This window comes from Deltaproteobacteria bacterium (assembly GCA_016210045.1).
Lineage (GTDB): Bacteria > UBA10199 > UBA10199.
In genome coordinates this window covers 101172-124033 of the sequence record JACQUX010000009.1, presented here as the reverse complement: position 1 = coordinate 124033, position 22862 = coordinate 101172, and the positions used below count along the sequence as shown (strand labels likewise).

The 22862-nt window shown below is 63.2% G+C and carries 9 protein-coding genes; 5 read left to right on the top strand and 4 right to left on the bottom strand.

Translation table 11 applies throughout. The features are described from left to right. Position 1: 1 nt before the first annotated feature. The 3 genes from HY696_02475 to HY696_02465 form a co-directional block, all read right to left on the bottom strand. The gene (locus tag HY696_02475; GenBank protein MBI4237269.1) at positions 2-9346 is read right to left on the bottom strand and encodes a hypothetical protein; all 9345 of its coding nucleotides are present in this window, start codon (positions 9344-9346) and stop codon (positions 2-4) included. A 92-nt stretch (positions 9347-9438) separates the two neighbouring features. Further along, positions 9439-10656 carry an ATP-binding protein gene (locus HY696_02470; protein ID MBI4237268.1) on the bottom strand — a complete coding sequence of 406 codons (1218 nt, stop codon included), beginning with the start codon at positions 10654-10656 and terminating at the stop codon, positions 9439-9441. Between the two features lie 92 nt (positions 10657-10748). Next, complete coding sequence (locus HY696_02465) at positions 10749-15794, bottom strand: hypothetical protein (protein MBI4237267.1); 5046 nt, start codon at positions 15792-15794, stop codon at positions 10749-10751. Between the two features lie 246 nt (positions 15795-16040). On the opposite strand from HY696_02465, the gene HY696_02460 reads away from it, so the two are divergent. Both HY696_02460 and HY696_02455 read left to right on the top strand, forming a co-directional pair. Then, the gene (locus HY696_02460) at positions 16041-16376 is read left to right on the top strand and encodes a hypothetical protein (GenBank protein ID MBI4237266.1); all 336 of its coding nucleotides are present in this window, start codon (positions 16041-16043) and stop codon (positions 16374-16376) included. Positions 16377-16387: 11 nt separating this feature from the next. After that, entirely contained in the window at positions 16388-16582 is a 195-nt protein-coding gene (locus HY696_02455; protein ID MBI4237265.1) for a hypothetical protein, read from the top strand. 109 nt (positions 16583-16691) lie between these two features. Here the strand turns inward: HY696_02455 and HY696_02450 are convergent, their stop codons facing one another. Continuing rightward, positions 16692-19358 (bottom strand): hypothetical protein, encoded by a 2667-nt coding sequence (locus HY696_02450; GenBank protein MBI4237264.1) that lies wholly within the window; start codon positions 19356-19358, stop codon positions 16692-16694. A gap of 276 nt (positions 19359-19634) precedes the next feature. On the opposite strand from HY696_02450, the gene HY696_02445 reads away from it, so the two are divergent. The 3 genes from HY696_02445 (at position 19635) to HY696_02435 (ending at position 22851) form a co-directional block, all read left to right on the top strand. Further along, positions 19635-20801, top strand: coding sequence for a hypothetical protein (locus HY696_02445; protein MBI4237263.1), 1167 nt, complete (start codon positions 19635-19637; stop codon positions 20799-20801). A gap of 57 nt (positions 20802-20858) precedes the next feature. Next, the gene (gene trpS / locus HY696_02440) at positions 20859-21875 is read left to right on the top strand and encodes a tryptophan--tRNA ligase (GenBank protein ID MBI4237262.1); all 1017 of its coding nucleotides are present in this window, start codon (positions 20859-20861) and stop codon (positions 21873-21875) included. 205 nt (positions 21876-22080) lie between these two features. Beyond that, entirely contained in the window at positions 22081-22851 is a 771-nt protein-coding gene (locus HY696_02435; GenBank protein MBI4237261.1) for a fibronectin type III domain-containing protein, read from the top strand. Positions 22852-22862: the final 11 nt, after the last annotated feature.

Here is a 22862-nt window from a genome sequence, read left to right as displayed (position 1 = left end):
ATCAAGAACCGGACGCGGAGACAACTCTACGCAGGATCACGGCGTCGTGTTTTTCCGTCCCTTGAGGATTGATTCGCGAGAAGGCCTCGACGGTGTTGTCGCCGACCGTGCTGCCGGTCGACGACAGCGTGACACGATCTTGGCTCGGGATCCGGCTCACCTCCAACGGCGAAAACGGTAGCGGCTGCGTCAGCAACGGCGTCTTTTTCCCCGGCCCCTCGCGTCCGTATTGCATCGGCTGCGGAGTTCCGCCCTGTGCCGCAACGTTCTCGCGATCGGCGATTTTTGCTTGGAGATGCGCCAGCATTTCGTTGCGGAAGTCATAGCCGCCAGCAAACCAGGCCCATTCGAGGTGGATATGCGGGCGTCCAGGCTGATTCTTTTCCACCGACGCCACGGCAACGGCTATTGGTCGACCGTGGCTGCGGACCACGACCCAGCGCCGATTGCGGCTGCCGGCCACGTCGAGCAACGTGTCGAGATGCTCGCGCGCACCGCGACGGAAGCGCGGGACCAAGTCTGCATTGCTATGCGTGAAGAGATGGAGCACGGCTATGTCATCGGTGTCGGTCACTGAGACGTCGGCAAATGCGGTCGACGCTTTTTCCTGCGCCGCGCACTGGATCAACGCCTGCAGTTGGCGGCGGAGCTGATGCAACTGATCGAGCACGCGATCCGCGAGTAGTGAACCCTGTCCATCTTCGCGACGGTCTTCCAATGCCCAAATCTGCCGCTGCACGGCCGCCAACGCGGCCGCGGGATCGGCGTCCGCATCGTCGTGGAAAATCTGATGCAACGTGCGGCTCAATTCCATCCAGTCGGCGACGCGCTGCAAGCGGCCGGCCCAAGTCGTCAGTTGTTGACCGTAGACCAGCACGGCTTCGGCATTCACCAGGTCGGGCGGTGTCACACTATATCTTGCTAAACAGGCCAGGTCGTCCGCGGAGAGCTCAATCGCGGGCACTTCCGGGTCGCTCGCGCGGCGGCGGCGACGAGGTTGGAAAAACGCCTCGACTTGGGAACGGAGCCCGCTGAGGCGTGCCACATCCGCTTGCACCGCGTGGTGCTGCGCCGCGCGCGCTTCGCGATCTTCAGTGTCCCGATATTGTGTCCATGCCTCGGCCACCCATGGTTCTTCCAACGCGGCAAACAGCTCGAGACTTAAGCCCCACTTATGATGCATCAGCCGTTCGTATTCGCGTTGCAGCAGCGTCACCATTTCCTGGGCACCCACCACGCGGTCGGGCATGGCCGTGGTCCGTTCCTGTCCCCACGGTTCCCAAAATTCCCGGCGCGATTTCGCGTCCGCCAAGAATCCGGGCGCTGCGGCACGATACGTGGGAAGATTCTCAGTCAGCGTCGCCAACAGGAGTTGCCGATAGGCTCCCGCTTGTGCCCCTTCGAGCCGCTGGAACATCGTGCCGACGGCCTCAATCTGTCCGGGGCGCCGGCCGAGGGCATCGAGTGCCGCGAGCAGTCTGGGGCCTGGTGACGCAACACGCAGCGCATGGAGCAGCGGTTGCCACGTCCCGGCACCGCCCGCTTGCAGACTCTCCAGCGTGTCGTCCACATTGCCCAGTGTGCCGCTCCCTTCCGCAAGCAACATGGGCAAGTTCTCTCGATCGACGACCTGCAGCACCGCCAACTGTTCCAATGCGGCCACTTGCTCGGACAGTCCGAGCGGCGGCTCCCGTCGCGGGCGCGCAAACAACTGCATCAGCGTGTCGTCGTACAAGTCTTCCGGTCGGCTACTGAATCGGGCCAACGCCACGAAGAGACGCTGCGCCAATGCATCACGCGCGGCGATGTCCGGCACGGCGGCCAGCGTCCGCAACAGGAAGCGGAAATAGACGATCGCACCGGCCGCGTCGGTGTGCCATAAGCGGCCCGCCAGCAGCGCCGGGATCGTGAGAAACGCGAGCGGACTGGCTTCAGGTTGGAGCTGCTCCGCCAATTCGGCAAAGCGGAGCCCCGCTTCGGCGATCGCCTCCATGGCCCGAGGGAGCTGGGCCAAGACGACATCGCGCGTCGAGAGATCGCTCGCTTCGAGCAGATCGACCACGACATCCAGATCGGCCCAGGAAAAACCGCGTTCTCCGCGCCGCGCCAGTTTCTGAATCACGGTGACTAAACGATGCGGCGCGACGCCGGCACTCTGGAATCCACGCGCCAACCGCGCGATTTGATGCCGCGCCCGTTCTTTGTCGCGCGGCGTAAGGGCGCCGTTCTCGCACATGTCCAACAGGGGCGCGAGCGCCGGTGACAGATGCGCCGTGTGCTTCCCCGTTTTGCGGGACGCTGCGCCGTCCACCGCCGGATCGCGGCGTCCCCAACGGACGCCCCAATGTGGCCGCAGCGGATCCAACACGCCGCCGGCAATCACTTTCTTCTGTAACAAGCGTTCCATCCCCTCCGGACTCACTTCGCCACTCAAGATCAACTCCCAAACGATCTGATTGTCCTGGACGTACGCCCGAATGAGTTGGCCGAGCGAGCCGGCCTCAAAGAGCGCGATCAACGCCGGATCCTCGAGGTCGTCCAGGAAGCGCGGCGGATGTACACCGACCATCGTGATCACCCGCACGGCGTCCTTCTTCGCCTCGCCCGAGGCGTTCAAGTTCTGGATGCGATGGACCAATTGATAGCGTTCCGTGGCCGAGATCGGTTCCGTCGCCAATATAATATCGTCGGCATTGACCCGCAGTCCGGCGCGGATACTCTTCACGTTGGCGACGAGGACCGGAACGGTGGGATCGCTATTGAAGCGGTCCAAATTGACGGAGACTTTTCGCACGCGAACCCCGGCCGGATCTGCGACCAGCCGCCGTCCGGCGAAACGATAGCGTTGGTCGGTCAGGCCCTCGACGGCCCCATCGAACCGCTCGGCGCCGACATCGGCGGCCGCGAAGGCCGCGAGGAATTGATCGACGACGGCGGTGTATTGGCACACGATCACCGTTTTACGGCCTGCCGCGGCATTCTCGCGCGCGATCCGCACCGCCTCGGCGATCATCGGCGAATCGTCCGAGCCGCCGACCAATGCAGGATGTTGCGTGGTCCATTCCATCAATTGGAAGATCTGCAACGGATTGACTTGCTCGAGATCGATCTGTTTATCGGGCGGGAGCGTCGCATTGCGGGCGCGCGCCCATTCCATGAAATGGAGATAGATCGCGCGATAAATGCGCAGTTGTTCGCGACTATGTTCGTACCGTCCCAGCTCTGCATACGGCACTTCGCGAATCGCCGGAATTTCTTCGCCGACTTCATAGACCTCTTCCACGGTGCGACGCAGCGAAAACTGGCCCATCAGGTCGTTGTGCAGTTTCAGCAGTCCATCCATCGTGTGCGTATGTGCGGCCCGGAACGCCGCGCCGTGCCGATACAACTCATGCGTCGGGAAACTCGTTTCGAGCAACGATTGGATATGTCCCGGATCGCTATTATAGAGACTCGCTGTGGCCCACCAGAGCCGCATCGGCGACTTGCCAACCTCCGCGCGCCGACCCCGCACATGCGCAATCGCATCGCGCACCCCGTTGGCTTGTTTGACCTCCTCGGAAGGATTTTCGGCCTCTTGGGCCTCATCGACGATCGTGACCGCGACATTGGCGTGCAATTGCTCCCACTGCGTGCGCAGCGCCGGCAATTGCGCTTCCAATTTCTCGATCACCGCATCGAGTTCAGCAATCTCTTGCGACGCACGTGCGCCCTTCGCCTCTCGCGGATCAGCATCCGCCACGGAAGCACGCAATTTCGCGGCTCGGGCCCGCCGCTTCGCGATCTCGCGTTCCCATTCGTACGGATTGAGACGCCACAAATTCTGATAATGCACGATCCGGACTTGTTTGCCGGCCACTTCCGTCACCGCAACGCCCTTCTGTCCCTCTTCCCAGCGCAACATCCCGACCGACGGGGCCTGGCCGTCGTTGCAGATCAGTTGCAACTCCTTCGCGACTTCGTCCATGTTCGTGGAACGCGTCACATAGAGGACGGCGCCATCGGCCTCAACCTCGCCCCGCGCGATGAGCTGTTGCCACGCGGCGAACATTTGGCGCGTCTTGCCAAGACGAGCGCCGTCGAGCAGGAATTTCACATGCGGATCGATCGGGAATTGCGGATCGTCGGTCGGGACCGGACTGCGCTCCGTCAACCACTGCGCGCCGATCCATTGGGCCAAGTTCAACGTCTCGGGCCGGAGTCGCGCCGGCAGCGCACCGAATTGTTCCCGGCGCTGATAATAATTGTAGGCCTGGCGCAACACGGCCAACAGCACCGGATCGGTCTCCGCCGTGATCCGTGCGGCCGGATCCGGATTCGGGTCGGGTCGTTCGCCTAATCGATACGCGAGCTCGTGCATCGCTGTGGAATAGTCGCGGCCGAAACGGACGTGGGTGACGAAACGGTAAATTTCATAGAGATGAAAAATATCCTCGCCGCCAAGTCCTTGTAGACGCAGGTTCCGCGCGCGCAGGAAGTCGATCAAGACCCGCTCTTGTTCCGCCAATTCGTGCAGGCTCACACGCGTGCGCGCTGGCCGGCCGGTCGGCCCGGGGCCTTGGGCCAGCGGCAACTGGGCAAACCCTTCGACGAACCGTTTGCGTTCCAATGGCGAGAGGATCCGCCAGTGATCGGAGAAGAGTTTGGTCCCGAGCAACTTGGCAACGGCATTGCTGTCGCCGCGCAACACCGGGAGGAGTCGATTAATGTCCCACTCCTTCGCCTTGGCCGCAAAGGCCGCGCGGCTCATCCGGGTAAAGCGGGTGCGGCCATACCGGATCTGATCAAAGAGGTGTTCCACGAGACAATCGAGCTTCACCGCGAGCGTCGGCTCGAACAGCTCCGGCAGATGCGCGCCGGGACAGCCAGGCGCGGTAACCAAGTCCCAGTAGATTTCCGCCAGCGCGGCCAGCGTCAAATGGCGATTCCCGATTTTTTGTCGCCCATCACTCGTTTTGAAACGCCGCTGGATCGGCGCCACCGATTCCTCGGGCGGCTTCGTGATATCAAGCGCACGAATATCGCCGTGGTACACCGGATGGCCCGCGACCATCGCTTCGACCAGCGCCTTGATCCGTGGGGCATTGGCAGTGAGGCGCTGTTGGGCCGTCTGCGCGGCGTCGGTCACGAGGAACGGTTGCGGCCAATCGCCGGAGAGCGTGATGAACGCCTCGCGATCGCTTTCTTCGGGCGGTTCCAGCGCGGAGACGGATGCCAGCACCGCATCGAACGACAAGCCCGCCACGGACTCCCAGGTGCGGGCGGAGTTCACGTCGCGAATCGATTCCAACGCGGTCTGAATATGGAGCAGATTGGTATCGCCGGTGCGATGCAACGCCGCGGTCACAGCCACCGTGAAGCCGACCATCACGGCAGCGTGCAACAATTCCGGATCGAGATCGTTGAAGCTGACCGTATCGGCCGCCTCGTAGGTTCGGAGCTGTTCCAGCCGGGCTTGCAGCGTGGCATCGCGTGCGATCTGCTCGGCCACAAATGTCCGCCACCATTTTGCCAACGTGGCGGCATAGCCGGTTTGGTAACAGCCTAAATACGCCCACAACAGCTTGACCAGGCGCGGGACCCCGTCCCGATCGGGACGCGGAAGTTGGTCGCGCAGGAAGCCGGCCATCATGGCGGCGTCGTTGTGACTCAGCAGACTGAACGCGATATCGGGAGGCAGTCGTTCGAGCGCCGTCAACACGGACGCGTCGACGACCGGCGGCTGAATGGTCCGCAATATACCGAGACGATAACGGACCAGTGCGCGGCGCTGGAAACCGTGGGAGTGCGACGAGGCCGCGGCGCTTGGGGCCGACGCGGCCGCGGTTGGATCTGGCGCGGGGGCCGTGGGACCAGGCGCCGCGTCTGCATCTGCCGGCGGCGGCGCCGCCAACACGGCCTTGACCGCGCTAACAGCCGCCTCAACCAAATCGCGAAAATCCGCCGGCGTAATACATATCGTCGGCCACTGGTCCATCCCCATGGTCGCCGGATCGCCGAACATCTCCGGCGACGGCATCACATCATCGAGCAACCAGCGCAGGCTCGCGGGATCGGTCATCGCACAATCGTGCGCGGTCGCTGCGGCGATGCTGACGCGCACCGCTTGGGCGGCTTGCGCCACGGTCAACACCCCGTCGGCCGCGATCTCCCACGACGGCACGCCGGGCCGTGCCTGTTCCATCACCCAGAGGCGTTCCAGTAACGACGCAAGTTCCGGCCGTGCCGTCGCGCCGATGCGGGCCCAAAGGGTTTGCACAAGCGGAAGTGGCTGCGGAGGGGTGACTGGGGGCTGGGGGCTGGTGACTGCGGAGGGGTGGCTGGTGACTAGTGGCTGGTGACTGGGGGTGGACGCGGCCGTGGCATCATCAGCAGTAGGCGCTGGCGGTGGCAACACGGTGTCAGGCGTTGGTGGTGCCGGTTCTGCGGCTGCATCTTGCGTCGCAACGGCCGGCACGAGATCGGCAGTCAGGCGCAGGATTACCGGGGTCGCCATCACTACATGCGGCGTCGCAAAGTGGAAGGCCTCCGCCCGAAAGGATTGCATCGCGGCGGCATCCAGCGGACTGGTGCGATAATGATTGGCTGCGGCGACGGCGGCGGGCGATTGCGGAACGATGCAATAGCGCGCCAACAAGACCTCGGCGACCAGTTCAGCTTCGGCTTTCGTGAGGGTCCGACCGTGCCGTTGGGCCACAGCCTGCACCTGATACGTCCAGAGTCGAAGCCGTTCCGAACAACCAAACTCGTAGCGCTCCGTATCGGTTTCAATGAGCAGCCCCCTCTGGGATCCCGCCACATCAAACGCCGTTTCGTATGCGGCGAATCGGGCACGCAACCACTCCGGCACGGTCGTACCGTGGAATTGGATAAGTCTCGTGCCTGGGAGGGAACTACGTAGATCTCCGTCAATCATGGTCTGCAGAGTTGTGGAATCTGTAGCGTCACCGTTGGTAGTCCAGGGATCGTCACTCGACTCCGGTATCACTGCGGTGATTGCATCACTCGCCGCCAACACCGCGCCACTCGCCGTCCGCACGACCACTTGGGCATATCCGGCGTCGCGGAGCCGCGCGACTGCACGCGTCACCCATTGTTGCAACGCCGCCTCCGGCAGGTCGTCGACCCGCGCCAACGTCAACATCAGCGGATCCGTACGCAGTGGAGCGAAGTCTCCGTCCGCAGCCGCGCAGAGCGCGCGCACCACATGGCCGAGTCGATCCGGATTCACTTCCACGTCGAATCCGATCGACGGTTCGTGATGAAAATAGCCCGCTGTGATCGGATCGATCAGTGTAACCGGCATCCCGCGATCCGCAGTGGCCGCCAGTAGTGCTAGGTTGGCGTCCGTCCGCCGCGCCCACATCGTGATGACACCTTGCGGCCGCACCGTCTGCACTTGCAGCCACACGACGACTGCCGCCAATCCGCCCTCTTGGACGGCTTCCGGCATCGTGATCGGATCCGGCATCCCGCGCTGCGCAATGACCGCCGTGCGCAGCGGAGGTTGCGGAATGGCCGTGGTCACCGGCACGGCTCGAGGCACTTCGGGAGTACCGCGCGGCGGTTCCGGTTGCGACGCCGGTCCACCATCGTCGGGCGGTAGGGGCGGCGGAGGCGGCGGAAGTAACGACGCGCCGTCCCCGGATTGTGGCTCCGCATCGGCATCTGCGGACAGGCCTTCGCTCGCCGCGACCGGCGGCACGTGTTCGGCAGCCGCCGTTGCGGCAACATCCGCCGAATCAGTCGACGGTGCAGCCGCCGCCACGGCCGGCAGTTGAGGCACCCCGCTGCGCCAGATACGCCCCGGGATGGTGCCGGTAATGACGCGATCGCCGTAGACGATCGTCACATCCGACATCCGCGCTTGCCGCGCCCGCCGGCAATAGAGCTGCGCCGCAGACCACACCGCTTGCAACGACAACGACGGCCGACTCACAATCTTAATCACGACCGGCACCGGCGGCGCGCCGACGGCCAGGGAATGATAAGTACGTGCACTGGGATCTAAGTGAGATAATTTTAGATGTTCCGATTGTTCGAGTAATTCATCAAATGCCACTGTCACGTCGGCACGCACTAACTCACCCTCGTGCGCCGGATCGAAGTGCAATACCATCCGATGCACACCAAATCCGTTTGGCGATTCCCGCGCATCCAGTGTCACGGCAGCCTGGCGACGCATCCCTAAGAAAGGCGCGGGCGGATAGAGATGTTGTGAAGAGCGCGGACACGTCAGCTCGACTGGAACGGCGGGATCAATTGGCTCCAACAGCGCGCGCACTTGTGCCACCTCGTACTCCCTCGCGCCGCGTTCATCCAAGACCCGATGGGGTTGATCCGGAAGCGGCGACTCCGCGGAGCCGTCATCTTCCTCGCTCCGCAACACTCGCCCCACCGCCTCCGGATAACGATGGCGTTCGGGTGCAGCAACCGCGAGAGGCACCGGTTGTGCATAGATCATCCACGGCTGAACTCGCAGCAGCGTGGCCCCTTCCGCATTCGCCGCCGTCACCTGCACGTAACCACTCGAAACCAGCGTCCCCACTGCATCGCGGGCATGGGCATGCATGGCGTCATCCGCCGACTCCAGAACAAATCCATATTGCAATACGATCGGCGTCGCGCCGACGGCGCGCACCACTGCGGGGTCCATCAATATCGCACACAGGCGTTCCCATTGTGCCGCGTGCGTTTTCTCGCGATGCAATGCGAAAATGAATGGCGCCGGCCGCGCATCGGGACGGGCCGCGCGGCGCACGATCGGATGATTCTCGGCGTCGAGAATCGTCACCGTCCCGTGCCAGACAGCCCTGCCGAGTTCCGCCAACAACACGGCCCATTGTTCAGGTCCGCTCAAGGCCTGCGGTTTGAGCCGCACGATGACGGCACGTGTCCGACTCGCATCTTGATCGGCCAACGCATTGAGCGCGGCGACAATCCCACCGGCCTTGATCGCTTTACCATGACGAAGCGATGGCTCGCGCGTGACCTGCGGCGCATCACTACTGCTTCCACTCCCACTCCCGACGGATCCATCCGGCGGACCTTTCCGCCCGCTAGCGCACTCGATGGCGAGATGATGTGCGGAAAAATGGTGAGCGCCAGGAAGCAAAAAACGATATGCGCGGCTTGGCATCCCGAATGGCCCGTCGCCGTGCGAGGACAACGGCGAACGCTCGCCTCGACCGGATCCGGTCCCAATCCCAGCCCCAAGCGGTTGGCGTCCGCCAATCCCACTCCCGAGCGGCCCGCGCAACGGTGTCGGCGTACGCGCCAGACCGCGCGTGAGTCCGGGCGGCAGTGCACCACCCAGACCAGGCCCTTTTCCAATAGGACGCGTCATCGCGCTCTTATATCGGCGCCCGCTGCAGAAAGGTTGCTAAAAAAATGCGGACCGCAAGCGGTGCACAGACGCGCTCATGCTTCGAGATCCCTTTAGAACGTAATCGCGGCCAGCGGGAGAATGGCGGTGCGACTGCTGCCTCGGGGCACTGCGGTTGCTTCGGTCAGATAGAGCAGCTTGCCCTGCGCATAGGTTTTCAGAAAACTTGCCGCGATGGCGACTTCGGAACGATTCGGCTCCGCGGCGGCGATCGGCAAGAGCCCCACCACGCCTTCGGGACTGCGGATACACACCGGCACTAGCGCGCCACCCCGCGTCCGATATTGAAAGAAGGCCGCAGTGCGCTCGAGTTGATAGATCCACTGCACGCGCGCGTGGTGAAAAATCAACTGCGCGAGGAGCCATGGCTGCGGCACGTGGCCGCCACACAGGGACTGCCATTCCGCCACATCTTCAAAATAATAAACCTGCCCGCTCGACGATCCTTCGATCGGCACGGTTCGCACAATAAAAATCGCTTCCAGCGCATAGAGTAATTTCTTCAATGTCGGCGGCGTGACATGCACGGCCCGCTGCATATCCGACCAGTTGATCGGTTGCCCCACATGGGTCGCGACATACGCGGCCACGTCGTATACCGTTTGATACGATAACGAAGTGGGCACAATCAGGCGCAGATCTCGATCCAACAACGTTTGCAATTGTGCCCCGATTTTGGTCTGCCGCATCACCGCATTGCGCATCATGCAAATGCCCGGCAAACCGCCCCGTTCTATAAAGAGCGCAATATCCCGAGTGCGGCGCTGCCACAGCGCACGCGGCATCACCCACTGCGTGCCGATCTGATCGAGAGAAGACCGGCCGATCACCCGCAGCAGTCCGCCGGCCAACGGCTCTTGCGCCATTTCTCCGATGGTGAACGGCAGCAGTTCCTGGGTGACGAGGCGGCCAGTCAGCGATTCGCGGATGGCATGCCGACTCGTAAACCGGACCGAGCCGCTTAACAGAAATTGACCGGGTCGCGGATGCGAACGCACCCACTCTTTCAACGCCGGAAAGAGCGCCGGCACGAATTGGCATTCATCGAGTCCCACACAGCCGGCGGACGCTTGGCGCCGCAAATATGCGGCTGCGTCCGCTGCGGCGGCAGCCCGTTCGGCCGCATCGTCAAAGGTGACATAGCGCTTCACCAAGCGCGAGAGGAGCGTCGTCTTCCCCACTTGCCGATGCCCCAGGATTCCGACCAGCGGAGAATATTTGAGCATGCGACGCACATTATCGATCGCGTCGCGGCGCCGTTCATGCGGCATATGCTCAAAATAGCATCGGATGTTATTTTAGACAAGCCTTTCCCAATTTGACATCGGATGTCGTTTTGGCAATGTCGGTCAGCAATCATCACTCACTCCCGTTCCCGCAGTAATCGCTCCACCACTTCCGCTTCCAGATCCAGGTCCGACCAGATCAACAGACCACCCAATGACAGGCGTACGGCCGGTGGAGACACAGCGGCGGGTGCGGCTTGTGCCGCTTCCGCACGCCATGCCGCGATCAGCGTGCGCATCGCATGGACCGGGGCGTAGTACGGATGCTCGGGGTCTGTCATCGGGCGACGCATCGTACCCGCCTCCACGCGGACCGGGAGCGGGAGCGTGGCGATCGCGCCATACAGACGGCGCAGCAGTTCCGCTGGCGGCTCGTCCAGCTGGTCATGTTCCACGACAAAGCAGAGCAGCCGCATCCGCAGCGCGGTCTGCCGTGCGGCCTCGGAGAACGTGAGTTGTTGGAGGTCTTCGACCACGAACTGTGCAGCCCACGTGCGCTGGTCGAGGTGCCCCACGCGCATCGCGTCCCAGACGGCCAGGAAGAGGTCGGGGTCCGGGGCGGGCAGCCGTTCGATTCCGGCCTGCGTGAGCAGCAGCCCGAGTGGCGGCACCGGGCCCGCTTGCGGCGCCGGGAGCTCGCGCCGCACGGTCTCGGGCGTCGGCGTTTCACGCCTGCGCCCCTGTGCGGCCGTCAGGATACCGCCCAGCCTTGCGAGATCGACTAATGACGCCGTCGTCACCGGCGTCCCGATCCGCTGCAGCCACCCCTGCAGACTCTCGGCCCAAATCCAAGCTATCAGCGGATCGGTGACCAACTCCGGCCGCGGGAGGGCATAGCCCCGCTCGTGGCGGCGATACAGGAGCGTCTCTCGATCGGTCCCGGCCGATGGCAGCTCTCCAGAACCCGATACCCCAACACCGTAGAGCGCCAGCCAATCCGCGACGCACAGGTCTCGAGTGAGAGCCCCGTCAAATTCCATCTGCAGCGGCTCCGCCGTGGCCACGAATATCGAGGCCCAGCGGGCCAACGTGGCCGCATGCCCAAACGCAAATTCTTCCAGCGGCGTGCGTAATACGATCCCAGGAATCAGTCGGTCGCGAAATTCTTGTTCGAACGCAGGGAGCGCCTCTGCGACGAGCGACGGCAATTGCAATGTCGGAATGTGGATCTCCACGGGATAGGCGGCATATATTTTTTCTCCGCGGCTTGTGCCGCCCACGTTGTCTTGCTCAGCGGGTGGCAAAACCCACCACACCAACCGCGTCGCGTCGATCACGGCACCATTTAACCACACACGCAGCACCGCCCGCCGTTGCGGATCCACGGACACATGGGCCACAATCTGGCCCGCCACGCGAATAAAGGCGTCGCCGCGCGGGGTACCGACCGGCTCGGAGTGGTACTCGTATTGGCCAAACAGATCTTCGAGTACGCTGAGGGCCCCATGTTCCGTCGTACAGTCCAACAACACCGCCTCGCAGTCCCCGCGGCGCCAGGCCTCGATCGGTTCCAACGACGTCGTGACCATAGTACGTCCGGCAATCACTGCGCGCCCTTCCGCCGCGATCCCAATCAGCTCGGCGGGCGGGGCATGGGCCGCCGGCTCTGCATCTACGGCATCCGGCGCCGGCAACGCATCCGTGGCCGCAAGCACATTGCCGTCCCTGGTCCGCACGACGACATGCGGGAAGCCTAAGTCCCGTAATTGCCGCAGTCCCGCTTCCATGCGCCGCTGCAGCGCACGGGACAGGCGCGTGCGGGTCGTGCTCAGCGTCAGCGTGATTGGAACGCCGCGCAGGGCCACTCCCGTTTGCACCGCCATATCGGCGTGTTCGAGTAACATGCGAGCCACGATGCCGATGGCGTCCAGTGCGCAGACGAACTCGAGACCGCTGACCCGCCCGGCCGGATCGACCGCACGATGGAGCGACATCGCACCTGGCATCTGCAACAGGAGCGGGTACGAAACATCGAGTCCGTCCAGCACGGCGAACAATTGTCGCGAGGCACACGGCAGCGTAACGACCGCGCCGTTGCCCGTCGGTGGAACCAAGACCCGCAAGCGCTGTTGCACGCGCGCAGCCGTCGCGCGCCAGGCCCGATCGCTCAGCGGCGTCCGATTGACGCCGACATCGACCGGCGTCGCCAGACCTGCGTGCAACAACTGCGCAGCCATCGTAGGAAGCAGTGACAACGCCGTCGTGACCGGCAACGCGGGCTGATCAGTCTCGGCCAACAAGGTCTCGGTGTCAACGGTCGCTGCGACTTGCGCAGCGAGTTCGAGTCGCGGCAGCATTTGCTGCAGCGTGGTAAAGAGCTCTCCATACGGGTGCTGGGAGGACGCGAGCGGATAACGAGGTGCCGTACTATCCAGCTCGAGCGGCACCGGCAACAGATGAATCGATTGATACAGTCCTCGGATGATCTCCGGGGCCACGGCGCGGTCCGCCAGCTCCAACACCAGTGCGATCAGTTGCAAGCGAATGACCTCGACGCGTCCGGCCTCGGGCAGGTCGAGCCGTCTTCGACCTTTGGCCTTTGCCTTCCCGCTTCCCGTGTTCACCATCCAAATCAAGGTAAAGAGGCGGAGATACGACCGTGGATCAGCCATGCCCTTGACCACAGCATCCCAGACCGTTTGCAATAACGGGCTGAGTCGACTAAATCGGGAATCGGGGATCAAGCCCAACGTCCAGAGCAGCAGAAACGGCAATTTGCGTGGGTCGTCAGGAGCCGTCATGAGCGCGGCATCGAACGCCTCCGCAGTTTTTATTTGCTGCGCGACCCATCCGGGCAAGTCCGTGCCACCCAGCGACACGACGCGAATTTGCCTCCGCGCCGCGACTTGGAGCAGCCGCAGCTCCGCCAATGCCCGCCGGCAGCTCTCCACGACGCTGCCGGGCAGTGGAGTGCCATAGCCTTCCGCATTTCGAGAAATCCGACCCCGATCCGCGCCGAGCATGGTTGCGACGGCCGGGAGTAGCGGCTTGATGCCAAACGGCCACAAAAAATATTCGGCCACGCTGCGCGCTTCGTTGGGTTGGAGTGGGATATCGAAGGCCGCCGCCATTGTGGTCAGCCAATGCGTCCATCGTCCGATACTGGCCGCGGTGCCGAATTCGAATTGGCGCAGCGGCGTGGAAAAGACGAGCGCCGCAAACCCCATGTCATGATAGCTCTCCTCCAACAACGGGAAGAGGGCTGCCACACCGGCCGGAAGCGTCGGCGTGCGATAGCGAATCTCGACCGGCGCAAAAAGCGGGGCAAAGATCAATCGGGATTTCCCGCCCTCTAACTCCTCGTCAGTGATCAACACCGTACGAAGTTGTGCTACCGTGACGGCAGCGCCGTCGATCTCCAGCCCCAACGGCGCGCCGCTCGCCGTATCGAACAATGCGTGCGCCACGATGCGGCCGTTGACTCGCAAGAACACGTCTCCACGGCGCGGATTCGCGGCGCTCCAAAGCCCGTGTACGAATAGCCAAAACGAGACCATGGCTGCGGTATCCGCACTACCGTCGATCACGCACGCCCCGGCCGGCGGCAGACGCGTCGGGAGCGCGTCCCATGCCTCGCGCACGGCGGCAGCGGCCGATGGCATCACGAGTTCCACGGCATCGGTCGGCGGCGATGCCAAGAGGGCGGGCTCATCGGTCGCGGCCTCTGCGAACCGCATATCGGTCGCGGCCAAAATCGGGCCTCGTTCTGCCGTGATGATGACGTGCTCGTAGCCCGCGTCGCGGAGCCACGCGGCCACAGACTGCGCCCACTGCTGTAGGTGCCGATCGGCGGGGACGCCGCGGGTCGCAATTTGCAATTCGAACGGGGTCTGTCGCAAACACTCAAATTCCGGCGCTGCAGCCATCGCCAATAATTCCTCCACGACGAGCGCGGCCCGGTCGGCGTCGGTGCAATATTGATAGCCTCGTAACTGTCCGGCCGCATCGACATGTCGCAGATACATCCCGTCCGTCGCCAGCAACCAGAACGAGGCATCGCTCTCCACCGTGGCCAGTAACTGCAACGGAGGCACGGCGAAGGGCCGCAGCAGCGCATAGACACGACGCCGATCCCGCGCCTGCTGCTGCAGTGTCGACTGGAGCAGCGCAGCCGTCCATCCCTCCCCGGCTGGCGTGGCCGATAACAACTCGCGCGCCACATCCGTTGCCGTCAGTGAAGGGCCTCGTGGGATGCGAGTCTCCACCGGCAGCGGCGGGGCGAAGCCCTCCATGGGCAGTGCCACAGCCCAACGCGGCAGGAGCGGGAGGGAGCAGGGATCGAGCTCTGCTCGATTCATCAACGCGACTATCGCATGCATCGACGCCGGAGCGTCGACCTGCCCAACGGCCGTGCCGCTCGGATGCGGCGCACGTCCCGTGTTCGCAACCACGACACCCTGTTGTAACGCCGCGACGACTTCCTGCAGCGTCCGGATCACGACCTCGCGCCATCCGGCAGCGCGACATCGTTCGAGCGCCTCGGTCGCCGCAGTTGTCAATTGTTTCCGCGAATGTTCGCGCAACGCGTCGAGCGTCACTGCCAAATGGATCTCGACCCGTTCCGCGCCGTATGCGGCGCCGAGCGGCACCACCCGATTGCGCACCAAGTCGCGCAAGGCCTTCGCCACTTGCGTCGTCGCGGTCAGCGGGAATTCAAAGCGGCGCGGTTGATCCGCAACGGCCGGACCGTAGCGAACCACTAATGCACGCTGATGATCGTACAGCTCCACGACCGCTTGCCACACCCCGCGCGTGTCACCGAGTTTGGCGCTCGTCGTCACGGCTTGGAAAAATGCCGGCACTACGTCGCCGGGATTCGGTCGCAACGTGAGCCGTACCGGCCGTTGCGCCGCATCGGGTTCACGCGCGGCGAGCTGGATCAGTGCATTGCCAATCCCCGTTGCGCCGAGCGACTCCGACCACGTGAGGGGCGCCGAGACCCTGCCCGCAGAGGCCAGCGCAGCGGCCTCCGCCCCGGGGTCCTCCCCCGCCGCAGTGACGAAGCAGATCCGATGCTGCCCCTCCCGCACTGCGCGCCACGCATCGGCGACCGTGCCGCCAGTCCGCAGCGCGTGGTCATACACCGCATCCGCATGCCGCACCGCGCCCGGACGCGCTCCCACACGCGAATGCACTCCCAAACCATGTGAACCGACGCGTCGCATGCTCGTTCCCTGAGATCCCTTCGCCTCTCTTCATCGGCCACACCCGCCAAAAGTTGCGTTCCCAGTACATCCTAGGGGGACAGGTACCATGCGATGCCCATTTGGCGCACATTTGACGGTACCTGTCCCCCTAGGATGGAGTTGAGGAGATGGACTGGGCGTCACACTGTGACAATTAAAAATCAAACTTTCAATTGACCGCCTATGACATTTCATTCAACAATTTCGACCATATACAAGTCTGCGGCGACCTTCGCCGCTGGCTTTGTCGCCAATCTCCAGTACTTCACTGCGCTCCAAGAGGCCAAGGCGAAGTTGAATCAGTTGGTCGACGCGGCGATCGCCGGAGAAGATGTCGTCTTGTTGCGCCATTCCAAAATCGTCGCGACGATCCGCCCGCTCACGGAGGCAGATCTCGATGTTGCGCCCGCACTAACCGACGGACAGGCCAAACGACTCTGGACCGAGGCTGCGGCCGGTCCCAAAAAGGCCTTCCGCTCGGCAAAGGCCGCCGCGGCCGCACTTCAAAAAATCCGCTAGCCGTTCTCTATATGCAAATCCTGTTCACCGAATCATTCCAACGAGACGTTCGCCAACTCTCTGCGAACCAACGACAACAGCTCTTTGACGCCATTCTGCTGCTGCCGGCCGCCTTCGGCCAGCCGCATCAACACGCGGGGCTCGGATTGCGCAAATTGCACCCAGCGGCATCTTCGAGGCCCGCTGCGGCCGCGATTTGCGGCTGATCTTACTACTCGACGACAAAACTGCCGTGCTCCACCGCATTGGCAATCACGACGACGTACGACGCTATCTGAAGTCGTTGTAAATAGTGCGCCGTGATCAATGAAGACACTACCCCTTGCGCCGTAGAGCAGGCGGCGGGAGCAGTTGGTCCAGTAACGCGGCGGTGACTGGATCGAGATCGGCGCGGATCAGCACTCCACTAAGATAAAGCCCTCTGGCGCCCGATGACGAAGGTTCGGTCAACACCGCGCGCGCCACTGCCCACGCCGCGTGCCACGGATGATGCGCCGCGCGGAGCGGTCGGGCCAACTCGGCGGGTGTGCTCTGCTGCGGCACTGCGATTACGCTCACCGCGCGATACGCCCGCGCGACTTGCCGTGCAGTGGCGTTTGGAATTTCTTGCAGTGCGAGTGCCAGCAGCGCGATGCGGATCGCCTCGTCGGCCGCACTCGGGTTGTCGAGCGCGATCGTCCCGCGCCGCGAGACCCTCCCCGCAAAGCGGCGGACGTATTTCGGCGGATCGACAATCGCCTCCTGCAACAGCAGCTGCCACGTGCCTTGCAACGTTCGCGCGGCCAGTTGCAGGAGTCGCGGGAATTGTTCCAACAACGAGAGCAACCCTACTGGCGGAACCGCGCTGGGCTGTGGGTTCGACAACGCCCGCTCAAACGCGGGAAAGCGCTTGTCCGGATCGTTGTGATGCACATGCGGGAACAAGCCATACGACACGGCCGTCAAATCGAGGGTTACGGAAAGTTCGCGTGCGCTCCGGCCATCTCCGAAACGAAGCGCGTAATAGGCCTCGCGCAGCGCCCCGGCCAGCGCCGCAAAGGATGGAACGGCAAAACCAAAGTCCCGTCGCTGTTGTTGCAGCTGCGCCACGGAACCCCGCACACCTTGGAAGTAGAGTTCCCGCCCACGTGCCGACAACGATTCGATCCCGAAATTCGTGAGACACGACTCCGCCACACGCACCGCCTCGGGCGCACTGAGTTTCACGCCGACGGCATCCAGCACCACCCATGCCAGCGTCGCGTAGCGTTGAATAATCGCCGAGCGCCCGAAGGCCACTTGGCGCACTGGGGTAGAAAAGCTGACCAACACATCCCCATCGTCACTCAGCGCCGCTTCCAATTCCGGGAACATGGCTGCGACTTCGGAAGGGAATTCAGGGTCTGTGTAATAGACCTCAATCGGTCGTGCCGGCGCAGCGACCAGACGACGCAGCGCCTCGATCCCGATCCGCTCGCCGTCAACCAAGATCGCGTCACCTGCATCCACGACAGGATCGACCGGGTCGACCCGTTGAAAGAGAGGCTCGGGCCAGAAGGCGGCGGGCATTGCGATGGGGTGATACCCGGCCGCCAGCACCTGGCCGGCGTCCGTCCGCACCACGACTCGACCCCAGCCAGCCAACGCCAGTCGTGCGACCATCGCCTCGGCCCACTCCTGTTGCGCGCGGGTCGGCGCGAGCAGCGACGGGGTCAGCGTAATCGAGAGCGGGAACAGTTGCAACAGTTCAGCTGTTTTTGTAGTAGCCAACGCCTCGATTGCCAAAATGGTCAGGTGGAGATGTTCTCCAATATCGGCCACGTCGATGCCGCCCAAGACATCGCCCCGATCCGGATATCGGCAATACTCGACTTTCGATCCGTCCTGGATCAGGATCGGCACCGGACTTTTGACTAATAATAATATCTGGAGCGCCTGCGTCGACACACAAGGGAAAACGATCTTCAACGGACGCGTGGCAGTACGCGCGCGAGCCGTTATCGTGCCCACCACTGCGGCCACGCTCGTGGCTGCTTGCGGTACGGTAAACTCCTCCGGCTCGCCGTATGCGAGCCACCGTTCCCGCGCTGTGAGCGGCACGGGCAAACGAGTCGGCACAGGCCACGGCGGATCGTTTGCATCGAGCAGACGCGCGATTTCCATCCGTTGACGGTCGAGCGAGGCCGGCGAGGCAGATGGTGTGGTCGGCGGGGGAACAGCAGATACTGCCGTCTCTACAACCACAGGGGCTCCGCTCGGCCCAACCATTCTACCATCGCGCAACGCAGTCATCGTTGCAGTCGCGTCTCGAATCACAACATTCTGACATCCGGCGGCGCAGCATTGTTCGAGTACTGCTGTTGCGGCCTCCTGCAGTTGCTGGCGCGCATGCTCGCGCAACGCGCTGCACTCGACCGCCAACAGGATCTCGATCCGTTCCGCGCTGTATGCAGCGCCGAGTGGCTCCGCCCGTCCGCGCACGAAGTCGCGGAGCGCCTTTCCCAGCTGCGTCGTCGCGGTCAACGGGAATTCGAAGCGGGGCGGTTGGTCCACCGCTGCCGGGACGTAACGCACGAGCAGCGTATGCTGATGATCGTACAATTCCACGACCGCCTGCCATGCTCCGCGCGTATCCCCCACTTTGGCACTGGTCGTCGCGGCGACCTGGAACGCACGCAACACGGCCGCAGTGTCTTGCTTCGGACGCAAGTCCAAACGCACCGATTGCTGCACCGATTGCGCATCTCGCCCTGCTAACTGGGCCAACGCATTCCCAATCCCGCTCGCATCGAGGAGATGCGGCCACGTGAGCGGTGCGGCACTCGTGCCCGCTGTGGCCATTGCCGCGACGTCCGCCTCGGGGTCATCCCCCGCAGTGACGAAGCAGATCTGATGCTGCCCCTCCCGCACCGCGCGCCACGCCTCCGTGACCGTGCCCCCAGTCCGCAGCGCGTGGTCATACACCGCGTCCGCCTGCCGCACCGCACCCGGTCGCGCTGCCATACGCGGATGCACTCCCAACCCATGTGAACCCACTCGCCGCATGCTCGTTCCCTTGGACCCCTTCGCCTCCGTTCATCGGCAGCGCGCGTAGAAAGTTGCGCCCCCAACTGCATCCCAGTGGGGACAGGTACCATGCGATGCCCATTTGGCGCACCTTCGAAGGTACCTGTCCCCATTCGGATGTATTTGGGGGGCTTGGCTTTGTCCACACGTTGAGACACGCAACTTTTTTCCGCCGCCGGCCGACAAGTGATGTAAGGAGCAACCGACCCGACCATGGCGCGATTCATCACCAGCGGCGCTCGCCCTCCGCATTGCGTTCTTCCGGGGACCCCACACGCACCGGGGCACCGACTGGTCTGCGGCGACCGCGCGTCCAACAAATCCGGCCGAGGCGGGGCGTCGTCGCCCGCAGGTCGCGGCGCGGCTCCGCCGGGGAGTCCACCGGATCACGGCAGCGTGCCATTAGCCGATTGGGAACTCAATCTCCTGCATAAGTTGGAGATCGTTGGGCGACGGCCCGAAACCCCGATGCGGCTTCGCACCGCATGCAACTCGCTGGCCATCGCCCACCTCGCCGTGCGCGACGGCGACTCGTCAGTATTACAGGCGCGCCATCTGCGAAAGACGTTGTGGGCCTTCGGACTCCTCGCTGACAACACAGGCGTCTCGCGACTCGAACCGGCCGATTACGTCTTAGTAGCGGGAGGGCTTTATCTCCTCACCCGTATTCTCACCCCTTCTTTTGCGGAAGCCAGTACGTGCCGCCATATCGTGCGAAACGCGGCGCGTTTGGCCTGCGGGACGGAACGGCGGGTCCATCAACAATCGCCGATGGATGCGTTGCTGCAAGATTATTTGCTCACGCATATCGTGCACCAATACGCGGAGCCGTGGAGCGCGCTCACCGTGCCCTGGACTCCGCAGACCGCCGCGCTCGCCCGCAACGTCGCACGAATCGGCATGGTCGCCGCGTTGATCCAATGGCCATTCCGCGGCATCGCGATGCCGTCCGCACTGAACGTCTTTTTTGCCCTCTATCCGATGACCGCGCCGCTGGCCGACAACGATCTGGACACCGGCGCGATGTTCGCCGTCGCCAACACATGGTCGCTCGGCCAGCCATCCACGTACTTCGACTTGGCCCGACCGTGCCGCCCCGCCCCGCTCGGCGACATCGAGTACACATTGGCGCTGATGCTGGATGAACACGACTCACAAGCGCTCGAGCACAGCTACGCCGCCCACCGCGCACATCCCGAGCATCCTTTGCTCGCGCTGGCTTACGAACAGACACTCGCGCATTACAATCGTGACACCGACGGCTCGACCGCCTTCATTCACCGACTCGCCGCAACCGCCCTCTCGCTGAGCCCTTGCACGGCGCGCGCCGCGATGTCACTGCCGCGCCTGCTCGCCCTCGCCACTGCCGCGCCGGATTGAACGCGCGTCCGTGAAAAATCCTGGCCGTGACCGCTAAGTTTCTCTATAGCTGTCCGTATGCCGACTCTCCTCTCCGGAGTGAAACCGACTAACGTCTTAACGTTGGGCAATCTGCTCGGCGCGATCAACAACTGGGTTGCGTTGCAAGCGCAGTACGACTGCATCTTTTTGGTCGTCGATCTGCACGCGATCACCGTGGCCCACAATCCGACGCAGTTGCGCGAGCACACGTATCGCGTCGCCGCAAACTATATCGCCGCCGGCATCGACCCGGCGCGCGCCATCCTCTGTTGCCAATCGCACGTCCCGCAACACGCCGAACTCGCGTGGGTCCTGACCTGCGCCAGTTATATGGGCGAACTGAATCGGATGACGCAATATAAAGACAAATCCGCCACGGCCGGCGCCAACATTCCCGTCGGCCTGTTCACCTATCCCGCGCTGATGGCTGCGGACATTTTGTTATATCGCACCAATCTCGTCCCGGTCGGCGCGGACCAGAAGCAACACCTCGAACTGGCGCGCGATTTGGCGATCCGAATGAACAACCGCTATGGCACCGATCTCTTTGTCGTGCCGGAGGGATTCATTCCGCCGGTCGGCGCACGGATCATGAGCTTGAGCGATCCAACCGCGAAGATGTCGAAGTCGGACGACGATCCGCAAGGAACCATCAGCCTCACCGACAGCGACGACGTGATTCGCCGCAAAGTAAAGCGCGCCGTGACTGACTCCGGTACCGAAATCACCTACGACGAAACGAAACCGGGCGTGCGCAACTTGATCAACATCCAAGCGGCGATCACGGGCCGCCCGCCGGTTGAGATCGTCAACACATACGCGGGCAAACAATACGGCCCACTGAAACTCGACACCGCCGAATTGATCGTCAGCGCCGTCGCGCCGATTCGGGAACGGACCGAACAATGGCTGCGCGACCGCACTGAGTTGGACCGCGTCTTACAACAAGGCGCCGCCCGGGCGCGCGCCATCGCACAGTCAACGCTCGATCGCGTCTACGCAGCGATCGGGTTTGTGCCCCGGCAAGGCACAGCCCACGGTTCCGCCGGGTGAGAAGGGCCCCATCCAGTACCCCGTGACCCAGGCATTTGCTGACACTACACATCTCCGCCCGCGGCAACTTGCCGACATTTTTCCACATTTACTGCGCCACCCGCTGGCAAGGCATTTGCTCTTTTCAGTCCGTGGGATACTTCGCCGAGGGGGGACTGGTATGGGCCGCCGCACATCGCATCGCTGGTTGTTTGCTTCCACGTGTATGGTCCTGACATGCGCAGCGATCTCCACAACCCAAGGTATCGATTTGTCGCTCCAAGCGGGCGACATCGTCTCCGCCGATTATCTCAATGAACGGATCAACCGCATCGAGCCAGACCTCACGGAGGTCCTGGTCGGCAGCACGTGGACCACGGAGTGTTGGGATGAGGAAACAGCCGATGATGTCGATAATCCAGGCACCGGGATCTTGACTATTCACTCGCTCACCGACATTGATTACGAAAATGTCAGCGATGCGAATGATGTCTGCATCTTCGGGATCGAGAATGAAGGGATGACACCGACCCGCGTCTTTGAACGGTTCAAAGTGGTCGGCAACCGCGGGCTTATTGCCATCACGGACAATCCCAATTCTGAGGCACCAGAAGGCGATCCCATGCGGATCTCCAGCTATTCGTGGATCGTCGTGGAGTTATCGCAAAACAGCCTCCTCCTCTCCAACGGCGCGTACCGGTTGCTGCGCGTCACTCGGCTCAACACCGTGCCGGCGGAACCGAGTAGCGCCACGACGGCGGTCAGCGGCCGCACGGTCACGATCATTTGGACCGACAACAGTAGCGACGAGACAGGATTTTCCATCCTCCGTAAAGACAGCCTGACCGGCACATACACCCAAGTAGGGACCGTCGGCGCGAATACCACCACGTACAGCGAATCGGTCAGCGCCGGCACGTACTGGTACCGTGTCCAGGCCACCAATGCCAACGGCGCCTCTCTCGGCAGCAACGTCCGCAAAGAGACGATTGAGTAAACCCGACTTGA